The organism is Marinobacterium weihaiense (assembly GCF_019061305.1).
GTDB classification, from domain to species: domain Bacteria; phylum Pseudomonadota; class Gammaproteobacteria; order Pseudomonadales; family Balneatricaceae; genus Marinobacterium; species Marinobacterium weihaiense.
Window position 1 is genome coordinate 190,184 of sequence record NZ_JAHQZT010000002.1, and the last position, 15,786, is coordinate 205,969.

13 protein-coding genes are annotated in these 15,786 nt (G+C 58.8%); 3 read left to right on the plus strand and 10 right to left on the minus strand.

Annotation, left to right across the window (positions count from 1 at the left end; genetic code table 11):
• Window positions 1–11: 11 nt before the first annotated feature.
• Window positions 12–1,190 carry an MFS transporter gene (locus KTN04_RS02710; RefSeq protein ID WP_217333664.1) on the minus strand — a complete coding sequence of 393 codons (1,179 nt, stop codon included), beginning with the start codon at window positions 1,188–1,190 and terminating at the stop codon, window positions 12–14.
• Window positions 1,191–1,444: 254 nt separating this feature from the next.
• Here KTN04_RS02710 and KTN04_RS02715 point away from each other — a divergent pair, with 254 nt between their 5' ends.
• Entirely contained in the window at window positions 1,445–2,248 is an 804-nt protein-coding gene (locus KTN04_RS02715) for a response regulator (protein WP_217333665.1), read from the plus strand.
• 21 nt (window positions 2,249–2,269) lie between these two features.
• Here the strand turns inward: KTN04_RS02715 and KTN04_RS02720 are convergent, their stop codons facing one another.
• The 6 genes from KTN04_RS02720 to KTN04_RS02745 form a co-directional block, all read right to left on the minus strand.
• Entirely contained in the window at window positions 2,270–4,069 is a 1,800-nt protein-coding gene (locus KTN04_RS02720) for a methyl-accepting chemotaxis protein (RefSeq protein ID WP_217333666.1), read from the minus strand.
• Between the two features lie 120 nt (window positions 4,070–4,189).
• Window positions 4,190–4,876: a M48 family metallopeptidase gene (locus tag KTN04_RS02725; protein WP_217333667.1), complete on the minus strand. Its 687-nt coding sequence runs from the start codon at window positions 4,874–4,876 to the stop codon at window positions 4,190–4,192.
• Entirely contained in the window at window positions 4,873–6,858 is a 1,986-nt protein-coding gene (locus tag KTN04_RS02730; protein ID WP_217333668.1) for a transglutaminase family protein, read from the minus strand. The genes KTN04_RS02725 and KTN04_RS02730 overlap by 4 nt, the downstream gene beginning before the upstream one ends.
• Window positions 6,855–7,832, minus strand: coding sequence for a DUF58 domain-containing protein (locus KTN04_RS02735; protein WP_217333669.1), 978 nt, complete (start codon window positions 7,830–7,832; stop codon window positions 6,855–6,857). The genes KTN04_RS02730 and KTN04_RS02735 overlap by 4 nt, the downstream gene beginning before the upstream one ends.
• Complete coding sequence (locus KTN04_RS02740; protein WP_328515950.1) at window positions 7,822–8,757, minus strand: AAA family ATPase; 936 nt, start codon at window positions 8,755–8,757, stop codon at window positions 7,822–7,824. The genes KTN04_RS02735 and KTN04_RS02740 overlap by 11 nt, the downstream gene beginning before the upstream one ends.
• Window positions 8,758–8,803: 46 nt before the next feature.
• Window positions 8,804–9,766 carry an NAD(P)/FAD-dependent oxidoreductase gene (locus KTN04_RS02745; RefSeq protein ID WP_217333670.1) on the minus strand — a complete coding sequence of 321 codons (963 nt, stop codon included), beginning with the start codon at window positions 9,764–9,766 and terminating at the stop codon, window positions 8,804–8,806.
• 229 nt (window positions 9,767–9,995) lie between these two features.
• On the opposite strand from KTN04_RS02745, the gene KTN04_RS02750 reads away from it, so the two are divergent.
• Window positions 9,996–10,478, plus strand: a complete 483-nt coding sequence (locus tag KTN04_RS02750) for an FKBP-type peptidyl-prolyl cis-trans isomerase (protein WP_217333671.1) — start codon at window positions 9,996–9,998, stop codon at window positions 10,476–10,478.
• 65 nt (window positions 10,479–10,543) lie between these two features.
• Here the strand turns inward: KTN04_RS02750 and KTN04_RS02755 are convergent, their stop codons facing one another.
• Entirely contained in the window at window positions 10,544–11,755 is a 1,212-nt protein-coding gene (locus KTN04_RS02755) for an ammonium transporter (RefSeq protein WP_217333672.1), read from the minus strand.
• A gap of 210 nt (window positions 11,756–11,965) precedes the next feature.
• The gene (rlmKL, locus tag KTN04_RS02760; RefSeq protein ID WP_217333673.1) at window positions 11,966–14,107 is read right to left on the minus strand and encodes a bifunctional 23S rRNA (guanine(2069)-N(7))-methyltransferase RlmK/23S rRNA (guanine(2445)-N(2))-methyltransferase RlmL; all 2,142 of its coding nucleotides are present in this window, start codon (window positions 14,105–14,107) and stop codon (window positions 11,966–11,968) included.
• A 319-nt stretch (window positions 14,108–14,426) separates the two neighbouring features.
• Between rlmKL and rmf the strand changes: the two genes are divergently transcribed.
• Window positions 14,427–14,633, plus strand: a complete 207-nt coding sequence (rmf, locus tag KTN04_RS02765; RefSeq protein WP_217333674.1) for a ribosome modulation factor — start codon at window positions 14,427–14,429, stop codon at window positions 14,631–14,633.
• Window positions 14,634–14,691: 58 nt separating this feature from the next.
• Here the strand turns inward: rmf and KTN04_RS02770 are convergent, their stop codons facing one another.
• Window positions 14,692–15,720, minus strand: a complete 1,029-nt coding sequence (locus KTN04_RS02770; RefSeq protein WP_217333675.1) for a quinone-dependent dihydroorotate dehydrogenase — start codon at window positions 15,718–15,720, stop codon at window positions 14,692–14,694.
• Window positions 15,721–15,786: the final 66 nt, after the last annotated feature.

The following is a 15,786-nucleotide window of genomic DNA, read 5'->3' on the forward strand; positions in this document are numbered from 1 at the left end:
TCAGCATACCCTCAGCAAGTGGGGACCGGCTCGGCCTCGCGCCTGACCGGCTCCAACAGAAACAGAGCCAGCAGCGTAAAGCCCACGACCGGAATCATCAATACATTCATGCTGGCCCAGCCCAGGCTGGACTCCAGCCAGCCCGCCGCCAGTGCAGAACAGGTCACCATGCCGAATACCAGAAACTCGTTGGCGGCCTGTGTCTTGGCCTTTTCAGCCGGTGTATATGCCGCCGTCAGGAACGAAGTCGCACAGATGAACATCCAATTCCAACCAACACCCAGCAACAACAGCGCCGCCCAGAAATGCCACTCGGTCTGACCGTGCAGATTGATGGCAATACAGCCCAGCATGACCAGCGCACCGGTTTTCATCAGGGCCACTTCGCCGAAGCGTCGAATCAAATGCCCGGTGAAAAAGGACGGCAGATACATGCCCAGCACATGCCACTCGATGACGTTGGCAGCACTGGCAAAACTGTAACCGCAGCGATCCATGGCCAGGGGGGTGGCCGTCATCAGCAGGTTCATGACAGCAAAACTCACCATGCCGGCCATCACCGCCATCACGAAGCGCGGCTGCAGCATGATTGCACGCAGCGGACGCGTGGTGCCGCCGTGGTCGGCTACCATGGGCGGTATGCGAATACGCAGTAGCAACACCAGTGCCAGCAGGTACACCCCAGCCAGCACGACAAAGGCCCCGCTGAAATCAACACCCCACGCCAGATCCCGGCCGTGTACCGCCAGGTTGGGCCCCAGCACGGCCGCAATAACCCCCCCCAGCATGACCATGGAGATGGCACGACTTTCGTGCCCCTTGCGACACACTTCGACGGCAGCAAAGCGATACAACATACCAAAACCAATACCGACGCCCAGCAACGCAGTGCCCGTACAGAAATACACAAAGGACCCAAGTTGCAGTGCATACAAACAGAGCAGCGCACCGGACAGGCCGATCAGGTTGCCCAGCAAAAAGCCGTTGCGACGCCCGATGCGCTGCATGATCAGGGATGCCGGAATCGTTGCCAACATCAAACCAATGAACTGAAACGCCACCGGTAGCGTGATCAGAGCCTCGACGGGCGCCAACTGACGCCCAATCAGGCCATTGACCGACACCAGTAGCACATTCCCGGTATTCAGCAGCGCCTGACACAGCGCAAGCAACCAAACATCTCTATTCATATAACTTACTCTTCTATGCCCGGCACCATTAAAGAGCTTCGGCCAGCGATACGCAACTCAATGCTGCGCTGCACACACGCAACAATGTGAAAAGAATTGAAGATGCAACAGAGTACAGATTCATAGTCGATAATCTGAGACACTAGAAGCCAGTTTTTGTATATTGCACATTAAAACAAACGGTATTGGCTTGCTGCCGACAGCAGCCACCTTACCTGTGCCCTGTCACAGACTTGAACCGGATGAAACTGAATATGAATCTCGATGAACTTCTGGTATTGGTCATTGAACCGTCCAAACTGCAGCGCACCATCATTATCGATTACCTGCACGAGGTAGGCTTGCAGGAAATCGAACCTTTCGAACAAGCTGGCCCGGCGTTGGAACGCATGCAGCATGTGGTACCGGATATCGTGGTCTCCTCCATGCACCTGCCGGACATGACCGGCACTGAGCTTGTTAGCCGCATGCGCGATACACCGGCGCTGATGGATGTCACCTTTCTGCTGATTTCATCCGAAACGCATTACCGCTACCTGGAGCCTATCCGCCAGGCCGGTGCCATCGCCATTCTGCCCAAGCCCTTCTGCAAGGAGGAGCTGGAAACGGCGCTGCGCAACACCATGCATTACATCCGTGATCTGCATGACCCTGAGCCGCAGGAAAGTGATGAACTGGAATTCATGCAGGTGCTGATCGTGGATGACAGCCCATTGTCACGCAAGTTCGTGCGCAAAAGCATGAACTCCATCGGCATCGAACAGGTGGTGGAGGCGAAGGATGGTGCTGAAGCATTGCAGATTCTGAAGCAGCGTCGTTTTGATCTGGTCATCTCCGATTACAATATGCCCAATATCGACGGACTGGAACTGGTCGAGCATATCCGCCACTACAGTGACCAGCCAACGGTGCCCGTGATGATGATCACATCGGAACAAAACGAAAAGCGACTGGCATCTATTCAGAGTGCAGGCGTCTCGGCCATCTGCAACAAGCCGCTCGACTACGACACGCTTAAGCGACTGGTACGCCAGTTCACCACCGGCTCCGACCTCTGATCAGGTTGGAGCCCTGCGCACTCAGTTCACATCCTTGAGCAGATGCTCGGGGTCAAACCCCATGATCAGCGCCCCCCAGTGACGCCCATCAAGGTAGAGGGGAATCGACAGGTCATTGAGCACCTCTCCGGTATCTCGAATGAAAGTCTGCAGCAGGAAAGGCGAAGTATGTGAAGCGCGTCGCTTTTCCGCCCGGTTACCGGCAAAGATACGGCGATGACGGCTGTGCAGGTTATCGACAGCAAAATCCCCTGTCATCGGTTTGGACACCTTGGCATGATGAGCCGGCGCATAGCCGTTACGATCAACGGCAATCGCATAGATAAACTCCGGCCGCTCCTGAATAAAACGATCAAACAACGGCTGCAGCTCTCGCTCGAAGCGTTCGGTATAGCCACACTCAAACTTCTCCGGTAACTGCCCCTCGTTCATACGTCGGTAGTTATGATCGAACAGGTTGACGCCTTGTACCTGCAACCGCTCCATGGCCAAGAGCGTTTCATTCGACCACTGCTTGCCGGTCTGAATCATGCGCTCAAAGCCGCCATAGCCAATGATGAAACGGGACAGCAGCTCCTGTGTCTCCTCGGTCGAGATTTCCAACTCTTCGGAATAACTGCGCGACTGTGCCATTTCGTCCCGAATGCCGGCCGAGAGTTCGGTAATCGACTGTACATGGCCATGAGATTCTCGGTTGGTATGCGACAGCTCATCAATGGCGGCGCTGATGCCGGTCAGTTGCGCATTGACCTCCTCAAAGTCACCCACCATGCGCGAGAACTGTTCATTGGTGCTGGTAATGAAGCGGTCGGTATTGTCCACATATTCGAGAATATTGTGGGCGCTGTCACGCGTATCTTCGACCAGCGCTGCCATTTCGCCGATATTGGCATCAATTTCGCGAGTTGCATTACTGACTTTCTGTGACAAGTTGCGCACCTCGTCCGCAACAACGGCAAAGCCGCGTCCGGCCTCACCGGCACGGGCCGCTTCGATGGAGGCATTCAGTGCCAGCAGATTGGTCTGATCCGAGAAGTCTTTTACCATGGACAAAATGTTGGTGATATTGCCCGAATTTTCACTCAGCTTGTCAACCGTCTGTTGGAACCCCGCAGCCAACTCACAGACGGCACGCACCTGTTCATGTACTCGCTTGAGCTCGTTACTGGAACCATGAACTTCTTGCAGATTAGTGCCGTTCTGCTCACTGATGGTCAGCGTACTGCCGGCAATTTCATCAATGGCCTGAGTTGATTCCTGGCTTGATTGGAACACCATCTGAGCCTGGCTTTCCTGACGCTCGGCAGACTGGTGCGCCTGCACCACCACCTTCTGTAACCGGGTTGCACAAAGCGCCACACTGACTGATCGACGCTGGCTTTCGGCGATCATTTTTTTCAGGCTGTCGGCAAATTCATTGTAGGCGGCCGCCATCTCGGATATTTCATCATGGGTGTATTCCGGCAAGGTCCCCGAAATATCACCATCCTTGTCCTTGATGGCCTTGAGTACAGCGGTAATTTCACGGATGGGGCGCAGAAACAGGTGGCGCATGAAGAAGATGGTGAAAATACCCGCCACCAGCGCGACGCTAATGGTAATGCCCGTGGTTAGCAACAGTGACGAGAGGCTGCCTTCAATAGCCGCTAATTGGTCAGGTCGCAGATCCAGCCCGGCCAGTACACCCCGAATTTCAGCTGCAAAATAACTGCCGAATATGATCAGAACTACATGCGGAAACAACAAAAACAGCACATTACCCACAATTTTGCGAGTCAATGTGTTGAATGCCGTTTTTTCAATTGCCGTGTAAAGACTCATTATTACCCCGTTGTTATCGTTATTGAGGGTCGGGGCAGCCTTCCATGGGCTGCTGGTTCATTATAAGCGTCTTATTTTTGTCACAGTCGTGCGCCCAACACCATTCTCCTAAGGTATCAGTTACCAGTTCAACCACAGCGTGTACTGCGCCATTTCACGTTTCAGACGCGGGTGATCGGAACAATGGCGCTGCAAGAGTCGTTGAAACGCGGGCCCGTGATGCATGTACTTCAGATGGCAAAGCTCATGCAGAATAACGTAATCCTGCAGTTCCGGGCTCAATTGCAACAGCCGCCAGTTCAATTTCACTTCGCCACGATTCGAACATTGACCCCAGCGTCCAGTCCAGTGGCCAATCTCGACCTGCGCGGGCTTAAGCCCGGTAGAAGCTGCCAATATCTCGGCCCGTGGCAACAACCGCACCCGCGCCTGATCCCGGAACCAGCGCTTGAGCACGTCGGCAACCGCCTCCGGCTCAGGCCGCCGCACGCGGCGTGACAGGTGGACGTCCACGCGTGCCGGCTGCAATAGCACCTGACTGGTGCCGTCACGCTGCCAGAACAGTGGCAACAGTTGCCCCTGCCAGGGAATCACGCCCGACTGCTCAATACGCACACCGATCGCTTGGATGGCCTGCTGTTGACAGGCCTGATGATGCAGAATCCAGTCGCGACGACTATGCACAAACGATTCGATATCCGCGCGTCTTGCTCGCTGCGGTGCACGCACGATGACCTCACCCTCACGAACCTGAATCGCAAGAGTCTTGCGCCGGGCACTGCGCAACAGCCGATAAGCCTGGCTCATACTGACCTCTTGCGCGGCAACTGCTGTCTCAATCGACGACACAGTTGCAGCATTTCGCCACGCACGTCGTGACTGCACTCACCGGCATAGCGCTGCTGTTCATCCAGCCATGCCAAACGCTGCATCTCCGCCCGCATGGAGGGCCATTCATCGGCCAAGCGCGTCAGCCAAGCCGAAACAGTCTCGGCAGGTTCACGCCCCCAGCCCAACCGCTGCAGGGCCTGCTGCAACGCCTGCAGTTGACGCTCCAGCGGGTCGGGATGACGTACCCGACGCGGACGCAGCTGCCACCAGGCCACCAGACCAAAGACCACCCCGGTCGGCAGTAACCAGGCCAGGACCAGACGCCAGGTATCACTCCCCCCGAGCCAGTCCTCCAACAAACCGGATTGTTCACCCTGATAGTTCAGTACCCAACGATGCCAGGCAAAATTAAAGGCATCATAACGTTGACTCAGGGTGCGCAGCCAAGCGATGTCCAAGCCGGTGGCGGCACGACCGAACCGCGTCTGATCCGTGTCAAAAAAATCACCCGCCGACATGCGGATCCGTTCAGGCGCCACCGCCGCGGTCGGGTCCAGACGGCGCCAGCCTTGCCCCGGCAGCCAGGCTTCCACCCAGGCATGGGCATCATACTGGCGCACCTGGATATAGCGTTCGTATGGGTTCCATTCCCCGCCCTGGTAGCCGGTCACGACACGGGCCGGAATACCGGCGCTGCGCAGAACAAAGGCCGTGGCACTGGCAAAGTGCTCGCAGTATCCCTGCTGAGTGTCAAACAGGAACGCATCAACGCTGTCTCGGCCCAGCCGCCCCGGCTCCAGGGTGTAGACATAGGAGCGATTGAAACGCTGCATCAACGCCCGTATCAGGGCCTGAGGGTCGCCACCGGCTTGTTGCTGCAGCTGACGGGCCAAGGCCCTGCTTTGCAGGTTGCCGCCTCGAGGCAACTGCAGATAATGGCGCTGCTCAGCCGCTGTTAACAACGGCTGTAAACGGTACGCCGGGGACGAGCGCAGTTCATACTGACGCCGCCGCTCTAGCGGCGCATCAAGCTGCAGGGTCCGCACTGCACTCAGGGCCATACCCGGTGCCGGCGCCAGTGGCTGATCCAACGCCACTAGCCAGGGTCGGCCGCTGGGTTCCATCACCACGCTATACTCCAATACCGCGCCCTCAGCGGTCATTTTTTCGGGACGCAGCCGCTGCCGTGTAGCAGGATCGGGACGCGTCCAGCGGCGTCCGTCAAATTCACTCATTACCAACGCTCGCCAGTACCGCTGCTCGGGAGGCGGCGCCTCATCATGTTCAAAGGTAGCGCGAAAGGCCAGAGCGCTGGACTGTGCCAGTGATTCTATATCCCCCGGCGACAGCTCATCCGACAGCCCTGTCGTAGCCCCACTGCCCTGCACTCTGACAGACCAGAGGGGATCCAGACGCGGAAACAGGAAAAACAGCACCAACATGAAGGGCACAGCGGGTAACAACAGCTTGGCTGCGGTTTTCAGGTTGGTGCTGTAACGCCCGGCGCCGGCCCCCTGCTGAATGCTGTTCAACGCTGCCAGAATCAACAGGGTAACCGCCAGTATGTACAGCGCCATCCAGAATGATTCATCGAACAGAAAACTCGTGGCAGCCACAAACAGGCAGACAAACAGGACCACGAACGCATCCCGCCGGTGATACACCTCCAGCAACTTCAGTGACAGCGCCACAATCAGCAGCGCCACCATGCTTTCGGGGCCGGCGCGGTGATTGAAACTCAGAATCAGGCCAATACTGGCCGCCGCAACCAATACGGCCTTGACCAGCCAATGCGGAAACGGCCAGCGACCACTGTGAATCATCAGGCGCGAGCCGGTACTCGCCAGCAGCAGCGCCAGCACCCATAAGGGCAACCAGGTCACATGCGGTACCACGGCCAGTAAAACGGCTACCAACTGCAGGGCAACCGCGGTACGACTGATCTGTGCACTCTTCATTCGGTCACCTCCAATCCATAGAGGGCCAAAGCACTCAAGGCCCGTGTCCGCTGGCCTTCACCACTGGCAGGAGGCAGTACGAAACTGCCCAGTTTGATGCCGTAACGCACATCTCGACGTGACAGTTCCAACACCCAGCCGGTCAACTTTGACAACCGTCGCTCCAGTGCTTCTCCCCCAAGCATGTCCAAATCGAGCCAGAGATCCGGATCCTGATGACCTTCAAACTGCTTGGCGTGCAGCCCTCGCCCACGGGCATAGCTTTTCCAATCGACTTGACGCGGCGACATCCCGGGCTCAAAACGGGTCAGGCCGCCAAAGTCGTCCTCACCGGCTCGCCGTGACAGCGAATCCTGCCCCTGCCCTGTCGCCGGTTGCAGCGCCGACGGCAGGGGCACATCCAGCGGTGCAGGGTAGACCAGCACCTTCGCGTCCAAATTCAGCCAAGCCCAGGCACGAAAAAGCCCCAAGGGAAAAGTGGTTTGCAGCCTGAGTCCGCCGGGTCGCAACCAACCCCGTTGAGCGGCCGGGCAGTCCAGTTGCACCCTTTGCCGCGTCTGAACCACATCCAGTATGCGTGGCAGCGTCTGTGCGGCCAACTGCAACTGCAACTGCTCGCGCGTGCGCCGTGCGGACCCTTTGAGCTCAATCTCGAACCCGGCCTGCTCACCAGCGAAACAGGGCTGCGCATCCTGCACTTCCACCTCGATGCCCGCCAGATTGCTGTAGGTATGGAAGATGGCGCTCATGAAGACGCCCAGCAACAAAAACGTCAGCGCGTAGATCAGGTTATTTTCATAGTTGATTGCCATTACCAACAACAGCACCAACAGCAATAGATAGACGCTGCCAGCGCGCGTCGGCAGGATGAAAATTCGGTTCTGGGTCAGACGGTGCGAGCGGGCCGGCTGTTGCCGCGACAACATCCAGCGTCGTATGCGGCGCCGGGCCCCCTGCAGCTGCTCAGTGGCCAAGGACATCCACCTCAGCCAGCAGCCGTGCCACCAGGCGGTCACCCTCCTGTCCCGACAGGTCATCGGCTGAGCGAATACGGTGCCCAACCACCGGCCCCAGCACCGCCTGCACGTCTTCGGGTACAACATGGTCACGCCCCGCCAACCAGGCCCAGCAGCGGGCACACCGCAACAGTGCCAGCCCTCCTCGAGGTGACACGCCATAGCTGAAACCGGCGGCGTCGCGGGTATGCTGCAGCAGCCGCTGCACATACGCGATCAGACTTGATGAGGCATGCACTTCGGCACAGGCCGCCTGGGCTGCAGCCAAGCGTTCGGGCGGCAACTGCTGCTCCAGCTGGCGAGCCTGGTTACGCGTCCCTCCACCCGCCAACAGCTGACGCTCGACTTCAGGCGCCGGATACCCCAGGCTGATGCGCATCAGGAAACGGTCCAGCTGAGACTCGGGCAACGGGAAGGTGCCATATTGGCTGGAGGGGTTCTGGGTTGCGATCACAAAAAACGGTTCGGGCAGCGCATAACGCTCACCGTCGACACTGACCTGACCTTCTTCCATCGCTTCCAGCAACGCCGACTGGGTCTTGGGGGTGGCACGGTTGATTTCATCCGCCAGCAGCAGCTGGGTAAAGACCGGCCCGGGGTGAAAGCGAAAGCGGCTCTCGGCGGCATCAAAAATGGAGACGCCGGTAATGTCGGCCGGCAACATGTCACTGGTGAACTGAATACGCTTGTCATCCACGCCAAGCACCCGCGCCAACGCGTGCGCCAGCGTGGTTTTGCCCATGCCCGGCAGGTCTTCAATCAATAAATGCCCTTCCGCCAGCAGACAGGTCATGGCCAGTCGTACGGATGATGTCTTGCCCAGCAGGACGGTCGACAACGACGCCAGCGCCTGGTCTACTTCTTTGCGTAATGTATCAGCCACGTTTCACTCCCTCGACATTTGGCCGACAGTCTACCTGTCACCTTAGTCAGCGACCAGTGTCGAACGCCGCCAACAGTCGCTGTGCACTGTGCCAGGCCCCTTCGAGGCCAGCCCCGCCAACCCAGTCACCGCAGACACCCAAAGTCCCGCAGGGGGACAAGGGCTCGGAGCCGGGTGATACCGCTACCTGGCTATACAGCCAGCGATGAACACGCTGAGTCACCGGGGTGAAACCAGCCCCGGCCAAATCGGACACAGCATGCAGCAGCTGCTCGGCAATCCAGTCGGGGTGCGCATCGACATGAGCTGCCGACCAGTCTTCACGTGCCTGCAGCTGCCAGATATTGCCGCTGCGCTGCGGCTTGCCGCAGTCACGACAAATGCGTGCCAACACGGGATGTTCGCCTTCAAGCCAGTCAATCTCGGCCAGGGCCTCAGGACACGCGGGCTGCTCGGCCAGCATCACCCAGGCCGGCGCCATCACCACCTCTTGTGCACGCTGCTGAAGCGCCGGCACGGCGGCCAGCAGAGGAACCGCCTGAGGGCCCGGCACGGCAAGCACAACACGGTCGTAGGGACCATGCACGCTATCATCATCCATGACCAGCTGCCAGCCGGCATCCAGTGGCTCAATGGCCCGCACGCGGCTTTGTGTATAGAGAGTGGTACCTTCCAGCAGCTGACGCGTGAGTGCGCTGGCGCGCGGCACGGGAACCTGCAGCGACCGTTCGCCCTGCAGTTCAAGTTGAAAATTCGCCACCTGTACTGTCCAGGCCTGGATCGGCAACTCGGGCGACAATGCACGCAGCTCGTTGGCCAAATCCGTCGGGATCATCGGCGCCCCCAGATCAGCACTGCTGCCCCCCAGACGTGCCGCGGCCAAGCGCCCGCCGGTGCCTCGACTCTTGTCGAACACATCCGGCGTACAACCGCGCCGACGCAACCCGAAGGCAACCAGGCTCCCCGCCAATCCCGCCCCGACAATGGCCACTCGCTGCTTTGCTGTCATTCCCTAACCTCCCACAAAAAGAGATATCTACGGTTTTTTCCTGTCTCGGGATCACTCCCCGCCGGTTTCGGGTTGCACCCTGGATACGCGATGGTTAGCATGTGCCGTCAAACCAACCGGGAGCCCTGCAAGCTGCCCTGTTACCGGCTTTACACCCTTTGTGCTCAGGCAAAGGACACGGCGGGTAGCCTGAGCACCGACGCATCTCTGATCAACCAGGAGACCCCTGATGCAGATCGCTGAAAAATCCGTTGTATCCATTCACTACACCCTGACCAACGCCGAAGGCAATGTGCTGGACAGCTCCAACGGTCAGGAGCCCCTGGCTTACCTGCACGGTGCCGGCAACATCATCCCGGGCCTGGAAAACGCGCTGGCAGGCAAGGCCGTTGGTGACAGCCTGCAAGTAACCGTTGAGCCTGAAGAAGGCTACGGCCCGGTGCGTGACGAGCTGGTACAGGACGTTGATCGCAGCGCCTTCGCCGGCATCGATGACGTTCAGCCCGGCATGCAGTTCATGGCGCAGACCCCCTGGGGCGAGCAGCCGGTGACCGTCGTCAAGGTTGAAGGCGACAACATCACGCTGGATGGCAACCATCCGCTGGCGGGACAGACTCTGACGTTCGACGTTGAAGTTGTTGAAATCCGTGAAGCGAGCGATGAAGAAGTCGAGCACGGCCACGTGCACGGCGAAGGTGGTCACCAGCACTAAGGCCACACCTGCAACGAAAAACCGGCTTCTGATGAAGCCGGTTTTTTTATGCCTTGTCGCCCGTTTCAACGATCATCCGACGTGGATTCGATACGATGGATGCTCAAGTCGGCACCGTTGTACTCCTGCTCGGCATCCAGCCGCAAACCGACCAGCTGACGCAGGACGCCATACACGATCAGACCGCCCACCACGGCAATGCCAACGCCCAGTACGGAACCGGCCAGCTGCGCCATGAAACTGACCCCACCCAGGCCGCCCAGCGTCTCGCTGCCGAAAATACCGGCTGCCAGACCACCCCAGACACCGCAGAGCCCGTGCAGCGGCCACACGCCCAGCACATCATCGATTTTCCAGCGTGTCTGCAACAGGGTGAAGCTCCAGACGAAAAGCACACCAGCAACCGCACCCACCACCAGTGACCCCAGCGGGTGCATGACATCGGAACCGGCACATACCGCCACCAGACCGGCCAGCGGCCCGTTATGAATGAAGCCGGGGTCATTGCGTCCGGCGATCAGTGCACTGATGATGCCGCCGACCATCGCCATCAGACTGTTGACCGCCACCAGCCCCGAAATGCCCTCCAGTGTCTGGGCCGACATGACATTGAAGCCGAACCAGCCGATGCAAAGAATCCAGGCCCCCAGGGCCAGAAAGGGGATGTTGGACGGCGGAAACGCCACCAGCCGACCGCCCTTGTAGCGTCCCTGGCGAATGCCCAGCATCAGCACCGCAACCAGCCCTAGCCAACCGCCGACTCCGTGCACCACCACCGAACCGGCAAAGTCATGAAAGGGCGCGCCGAACCAGGTTTCCAGCCAGGCCTGAATGCCGTAGTTGCCATTCCAGGCAATGCCTTCAAACAGCGGATATACCAGACCGACCACAAGGGCCGAAGCCGTCAGAAACGGCCAGAAGCGGCCGCGTTCGGCAATACCGCCGGAGATAATGGCCGGAATCGCCGCTGCAAACGTCATCAGAAAAAAGAATTTGACCAGTGCGTAGCCGTTGTTTTCAGACAGCACGGCCGCACTGTCGTAAAAGGTGACGCCATACGCCAGCCAGTACCCGACCAGCAGATAGGCCAGCGCCGAAAAGCCGAAATCACTCATGATCTTGGCCAGTGCATTGACCTGGTTCTTGCGCCTTACCGTGCCGACCTCCAGAAATGCAAAGCCGGCATGCATGGCGAACACCATGACTGCCCCCAGCAAAATGAACATCGTATTGGCACTTTGCGTCAGCGTGCCGATAGCCGTACTGATCGAATCCACGTCGCGTCCTCCGTCAGGTTGGAGAGTGCCTCTTTGCCGGGCACGCGCACCAAAAAGTGGCAGCGCCGCCGAGCACCCTCGAATCAGAATAGCGCACGTGCCGGCCTGCACTGTCTGAAAACAGCACAGGCCGGAGTGCGCATCGGACGAAGGTATAAGCAGCTTTCGTGCCACTCTGATGGCCCCGGCGGCCTGCTCCGCCAGCAGACGTTAGCGGTGACGTATTTCGAAGCAGCAGTGAATCTTGCTGTTACGCTTGAAGTCGGGATCCAGTGTTTGTGCCGTGACATCACGGATATCGAATGCCGCCAACGCCTCCCGGTCAATGCTGAAACGGCGATAATTGTTGGAGAAGATCAGCAGTCCGTCCTCCTTCAGCAGCGCCATCGCACCTTCGATCAAACGTACATGGTCACGTTGCACATCCAGCACGTCCTGCATTCGCTTGGAGTTGGAAAAGGTGGGCGGATCCATGAAGATCAGGTCATAACGCTCGGCGCGGGGCTGCTCCAGCCACTTGAAACAGTCCGATTGCACCAGCTTGTGCTGTGCCTTGGGCAGCCCATTGAGTTCCATGTTGCGCCGTGCCCATTCCAGGTAGGTCGCCGACATGTCAACACTGGTTGTGGTGCTGGCCCCGCCCACACCAGCATGGACGCTGGCGGTCGCGGTATAGCAGAACAGGTTGAGGACATCCTTGCCCCGGGCCAGCTGCTGGATGCGATGGCGCACCGGGCGGTGATCGAGAAACAGACCGGTATCCAGGTAATCATGCAGGTTGACCTGCAACCGGCAGCCATGCTCCAGCACCTCCATGAAATGGCCGCTTTCATCCTGGCGCTCATACTGCTGCTGCCCCTGCTGACGCTTGCGCTGCTTCAATACCACGCGCTCAGCCGGCAGCTCAAGCACCACCGGCACCGCCTGCATCACGTCCTGCAGGCGCGAAAACGCCTTCACCGGATCCACCTTGGCCGGCGGTGCATATTCCTGCACGACCGCATGTCCCGGATAGATATCGATGGCCACCGCGTACTCTGGCATGTCGGCATCATAGGCGCGGTAACAGCTGATCTGTTCGCGCTTGACCCAACGCGACAGCTGCTTGAGGTTTTTCTTGAGCCGGTTGGCAAACATCTGCGCCGACTCGGACAAGCCGTCCGCAGACACTTCGGCCTTAGCTGCCGCGGCATCGGACTCGACACGCTCGTGCACCTTGAACAGCAACAGCTTGCTGTCGATGGCGCCGTTGAACATGCGGTACTGACGGTCGGCCCGCAGCTTCATCACCTTGCACAGATCCGGGTTGCCGGTGAACACAGCAACCTGCCAGTCAACGAAACCGGCCTTGAGCCGTTCGCCCAGGGTACGATAGAGGAACATCAGGGACGAGGTCTCCCCCAGACGCTCCCCATAGGGCGGGTTGGTCACCACCAGGCCCGGACGGTTCTCGGGCAACGCCGCCAGCTGTTCCAGTGGACGCTGACTGAACACGATCCGATCCGCCACACCGGCACGGCGTGCGTTTTCACGGGCCCGACCCAGGACGTTTTCATCGGCATCAAACCCGAAAAAGCGCGCCTGCAGCTGTGCCAGTCCCTGCTGACGTCGCTGTTCAGCTTCCGCCTGAAGTTCGCTCCAGAGACGGCTGTCGTGGCCCAGCCAGCGGCTGAATCCGAAGCGCTGACGGAACAGACCGGGCGCCACATCGGCCGCCATCAGCGCGGCTTCGATCAACAGGGTGCCGGAACCGCACATCGGGTCCAATACCGGTGCGGCCGTATCCGCAAACGGCCAGCCAGCACGCTGCAATACCGCGGCCGCCAGGTTTTCCTTCATCGGTGCTGCACCCGCCTTGAGACGGTAGCCACGTCGGTGCAGGCTCTCACCGGACAGGTCGAGGGCAACAGTGACACGGTCCCGGTGCAGATGGACATTGATCCGTAGATCCGGCTGATTGCGATCGACCGTCGGACGCTGCCCGGTGGCAGTACGAATCTGGTCAACCACGGCATCCTTGACCTTGAGGGCACCAAAATGGGTGTTGTTGATCTCGCGCGAGCGGCCCGTGAAGTCCACCGTCAAGGTGCCGGACGGGCGCAGGTGAGCCAGCCAGTCCACGTCTTGTACACGCTGGTACAGGGCGTCCGCGTTTTCCGCTTCCCCTTCGGCCAGCGGCATCAGCACCCGGTTGCCCAAACGCGACCACAGGCAGATACGGTAGGCCAGCGCCAGGTCACCGTCGGTATAGACACCGGCCACGGTCTGGCGCGTGCCCTCACCGCCCAGCGCGATGATTTCGTCCTGAAGCAGGTTTTCCAGGCCCTTGGGGCAGGTAATGAATAGTTTCATGGGCAGGGTGACTCCGATACTGATAAACCCGGTCAGGCAGCTGAACCCCTGCTGACTGCAAGGTGAAAATATTTCACCGCATTACCTTAACGAGCAATGCGTACTTAACTTATTGAATTAAATGACTTTGCTGCAACTGCGCTCGGATAAACTTTATGACACTTTGATAACATTATAGTTTTTTTAAATCGCCACGGAGGCTTTTTTCAGATATCAATAGGGGTGTGACGTCACAGTGAATCGATCGAGTCAGCGCATCTTCGGCCAACGCAGCTGAGCACCGCCGAAGACTGTATAATCAGAATATGTGAGGCGCAATATGAAGAAACAGAAACGAGATCGTACCTCTACTCTGTTCAACCGTGGATTCCTGGCTGGCATTAACGGGCGTTCCCGTGAGGAGTGCCCTGTCCAAACCATTGAAATGCGCAGCCACTGGATGAGCGGCTGGCGCGAAGGACGAGAAGCGCATTGGAGTGGAATGTCCGGTGTTTCTGCAATTCAGGCCAACCCTTCATTACACTAAACATATCCTCATCTGACCATCGACAGGCTCCCACGGGAGCCTGTTTTCGTTTACGGCCTCAGCGTCCCTGAGTCTGTGCGATCGCGTTCACCGCATCACGGACCAGCTCAGGACCACGGTAGATGAAACCGGTGTAGATCTGCACCAGACTGGCACCGGCCTCGATTTTCTCCGCCGCATCAAAGCCCTCGGTAATACCACCCACGCCAATGATCGGCAGCGCACCATCCAGGTGCTGTGCCAGCGTGCGAATGGTCGCCGTGGAACGGTTGCGTACCGGAGAGCCACTCAAGCCACCGGCCTCAGCCGCCAAGGGGCTGTCTTCCACCCCTTCGCGAGACAGTGTCGTGTTGGTGGCGATGACACCATCCATCTCGTAGGTTTTCAGTGCAGACGCGACCATGGCGGTTTCTTCACTATCCATGTCCGGTGCGATCTTGACCGCAATGGGCACATAACGGCCATGCAGGCTGGCCAGCCGGGCCTGTTCAGTTTTCAGGGCATCCAGCAGGCTGTTCAGCGACTCGCCAAACTGAAGAGTGCGCAGCCCCGGTGTATTGGGTGAGGAAACGTTGACGGTGATGTAGCTGGCGCGGGTATAAACCTTACGCAGGCACAGCAGGTAGTCCAGATGCGCCTGATCGTTGGGCGTATCCTTGTTCTTGCCGATGTTGATACCCAAGACGCCATTGTAGCTGCTGCGATCCAGGTTTTTCAGCAGCTGATCAACACCGTCATTGTTGAACCCCATGCGGTTGATGATGGCGCTGTGCTCCGGAATGCGGAACAGGCGCGGCTTGGGATTGCCCGGCTGCGGTCGCGGCGTGACCGTGCCGACTTCCAGAAAACCGAATCCCATGGCTGACAGACCGTCCACGGCGGTGCCGTTTTTGTCCAGACCCGCAGCCAGACCAACCGGATTGGGAAAGCGAATACCCATGACCTTGGTCGGCAGCGACGGTGCACCGGCCCCCATAAGCTTGTGCAGCCCCAGCGATGCCGCCAGGTTCATACTGCCCAGTGCCATCTCATGCGAGGTTTCGGCATCAAGCCTGAACATAAGTGCGCGTGCAAGATCGTATAGCATGGTATTCACTGATGGTTAATGAACGGAAGCGGCATTATAGGCGAGGCGACGCGACATGAACACCGC

Coding starts and splice junctions, on each gene's coding strand:
- KTN04_RS02745 (WP_217333670.1), bottom strand. CDS start 9,766: ATGACAGCAAAGCAGCGAGTGGCCATTGTCGGGGCGGGATTGGCGGGG.
- KTN04_RS02730 (WP_217333668.1), bottom strand. CDS start 6,858: ATGAAGAGTGCACAGATCAGTCGTACCGCGGTTGCCCTGCAGTTGGTA.
- rlmKL (WP_217333673.1), bottom strand. CDS start 14,107: ATGAAACTATTCATTACCTGCCCCAAGGGCCTGGAAAACCTGCTTCAG.
- KTN04_RS02770 (WP_217333675.1), bottom strand. CDS start 15,720: ATGCTATACGATCTTGCACGCGCACTTATGTTCAGGCTTGATGCCGAA.
- rmf (WP_217333674.1), top strand. CDS start 14,427: ATGAAGAAACAGAAACGAGATCGTACCTCTACTCTGTTCAACCGTGGA.
- KTN04_RS02750 (WP_217333671.1), top strand. CDS start 9,996: ATGCAGATCGCTGAAAAATCCGTTGTATCCATTCACTACACCCTGACC.
- KTN04_RS02710 (WP_217333664.1), bottom strand. CDS start 1,190: ATGAATAGAGATGTTTGGTTGCTTGCGCTGTGTCAGGCGCTGCTGAAT.
- KTN04_RS02720 (WP_217333666.1), bottom strand. CDS start 4,069: ATGAGTCTTTACACGGCAATTGAAAAAACGGCATTCAACACATTGACT.
- KTN04_RS02715 (WP_217333665.1), top strand. CDS start 1,445: ATGAATCTCGATGAACTTCTGGTATTGGTCATTGAACCGTCCAAACTG.
- KTN04_RS02725 (WP_217333667.1), bottom strand. CDS start 4,876: ATGAGCCAGGCTTATCGGCTGTTGCGCAGTGCCCGGCGCAAGACTCTT.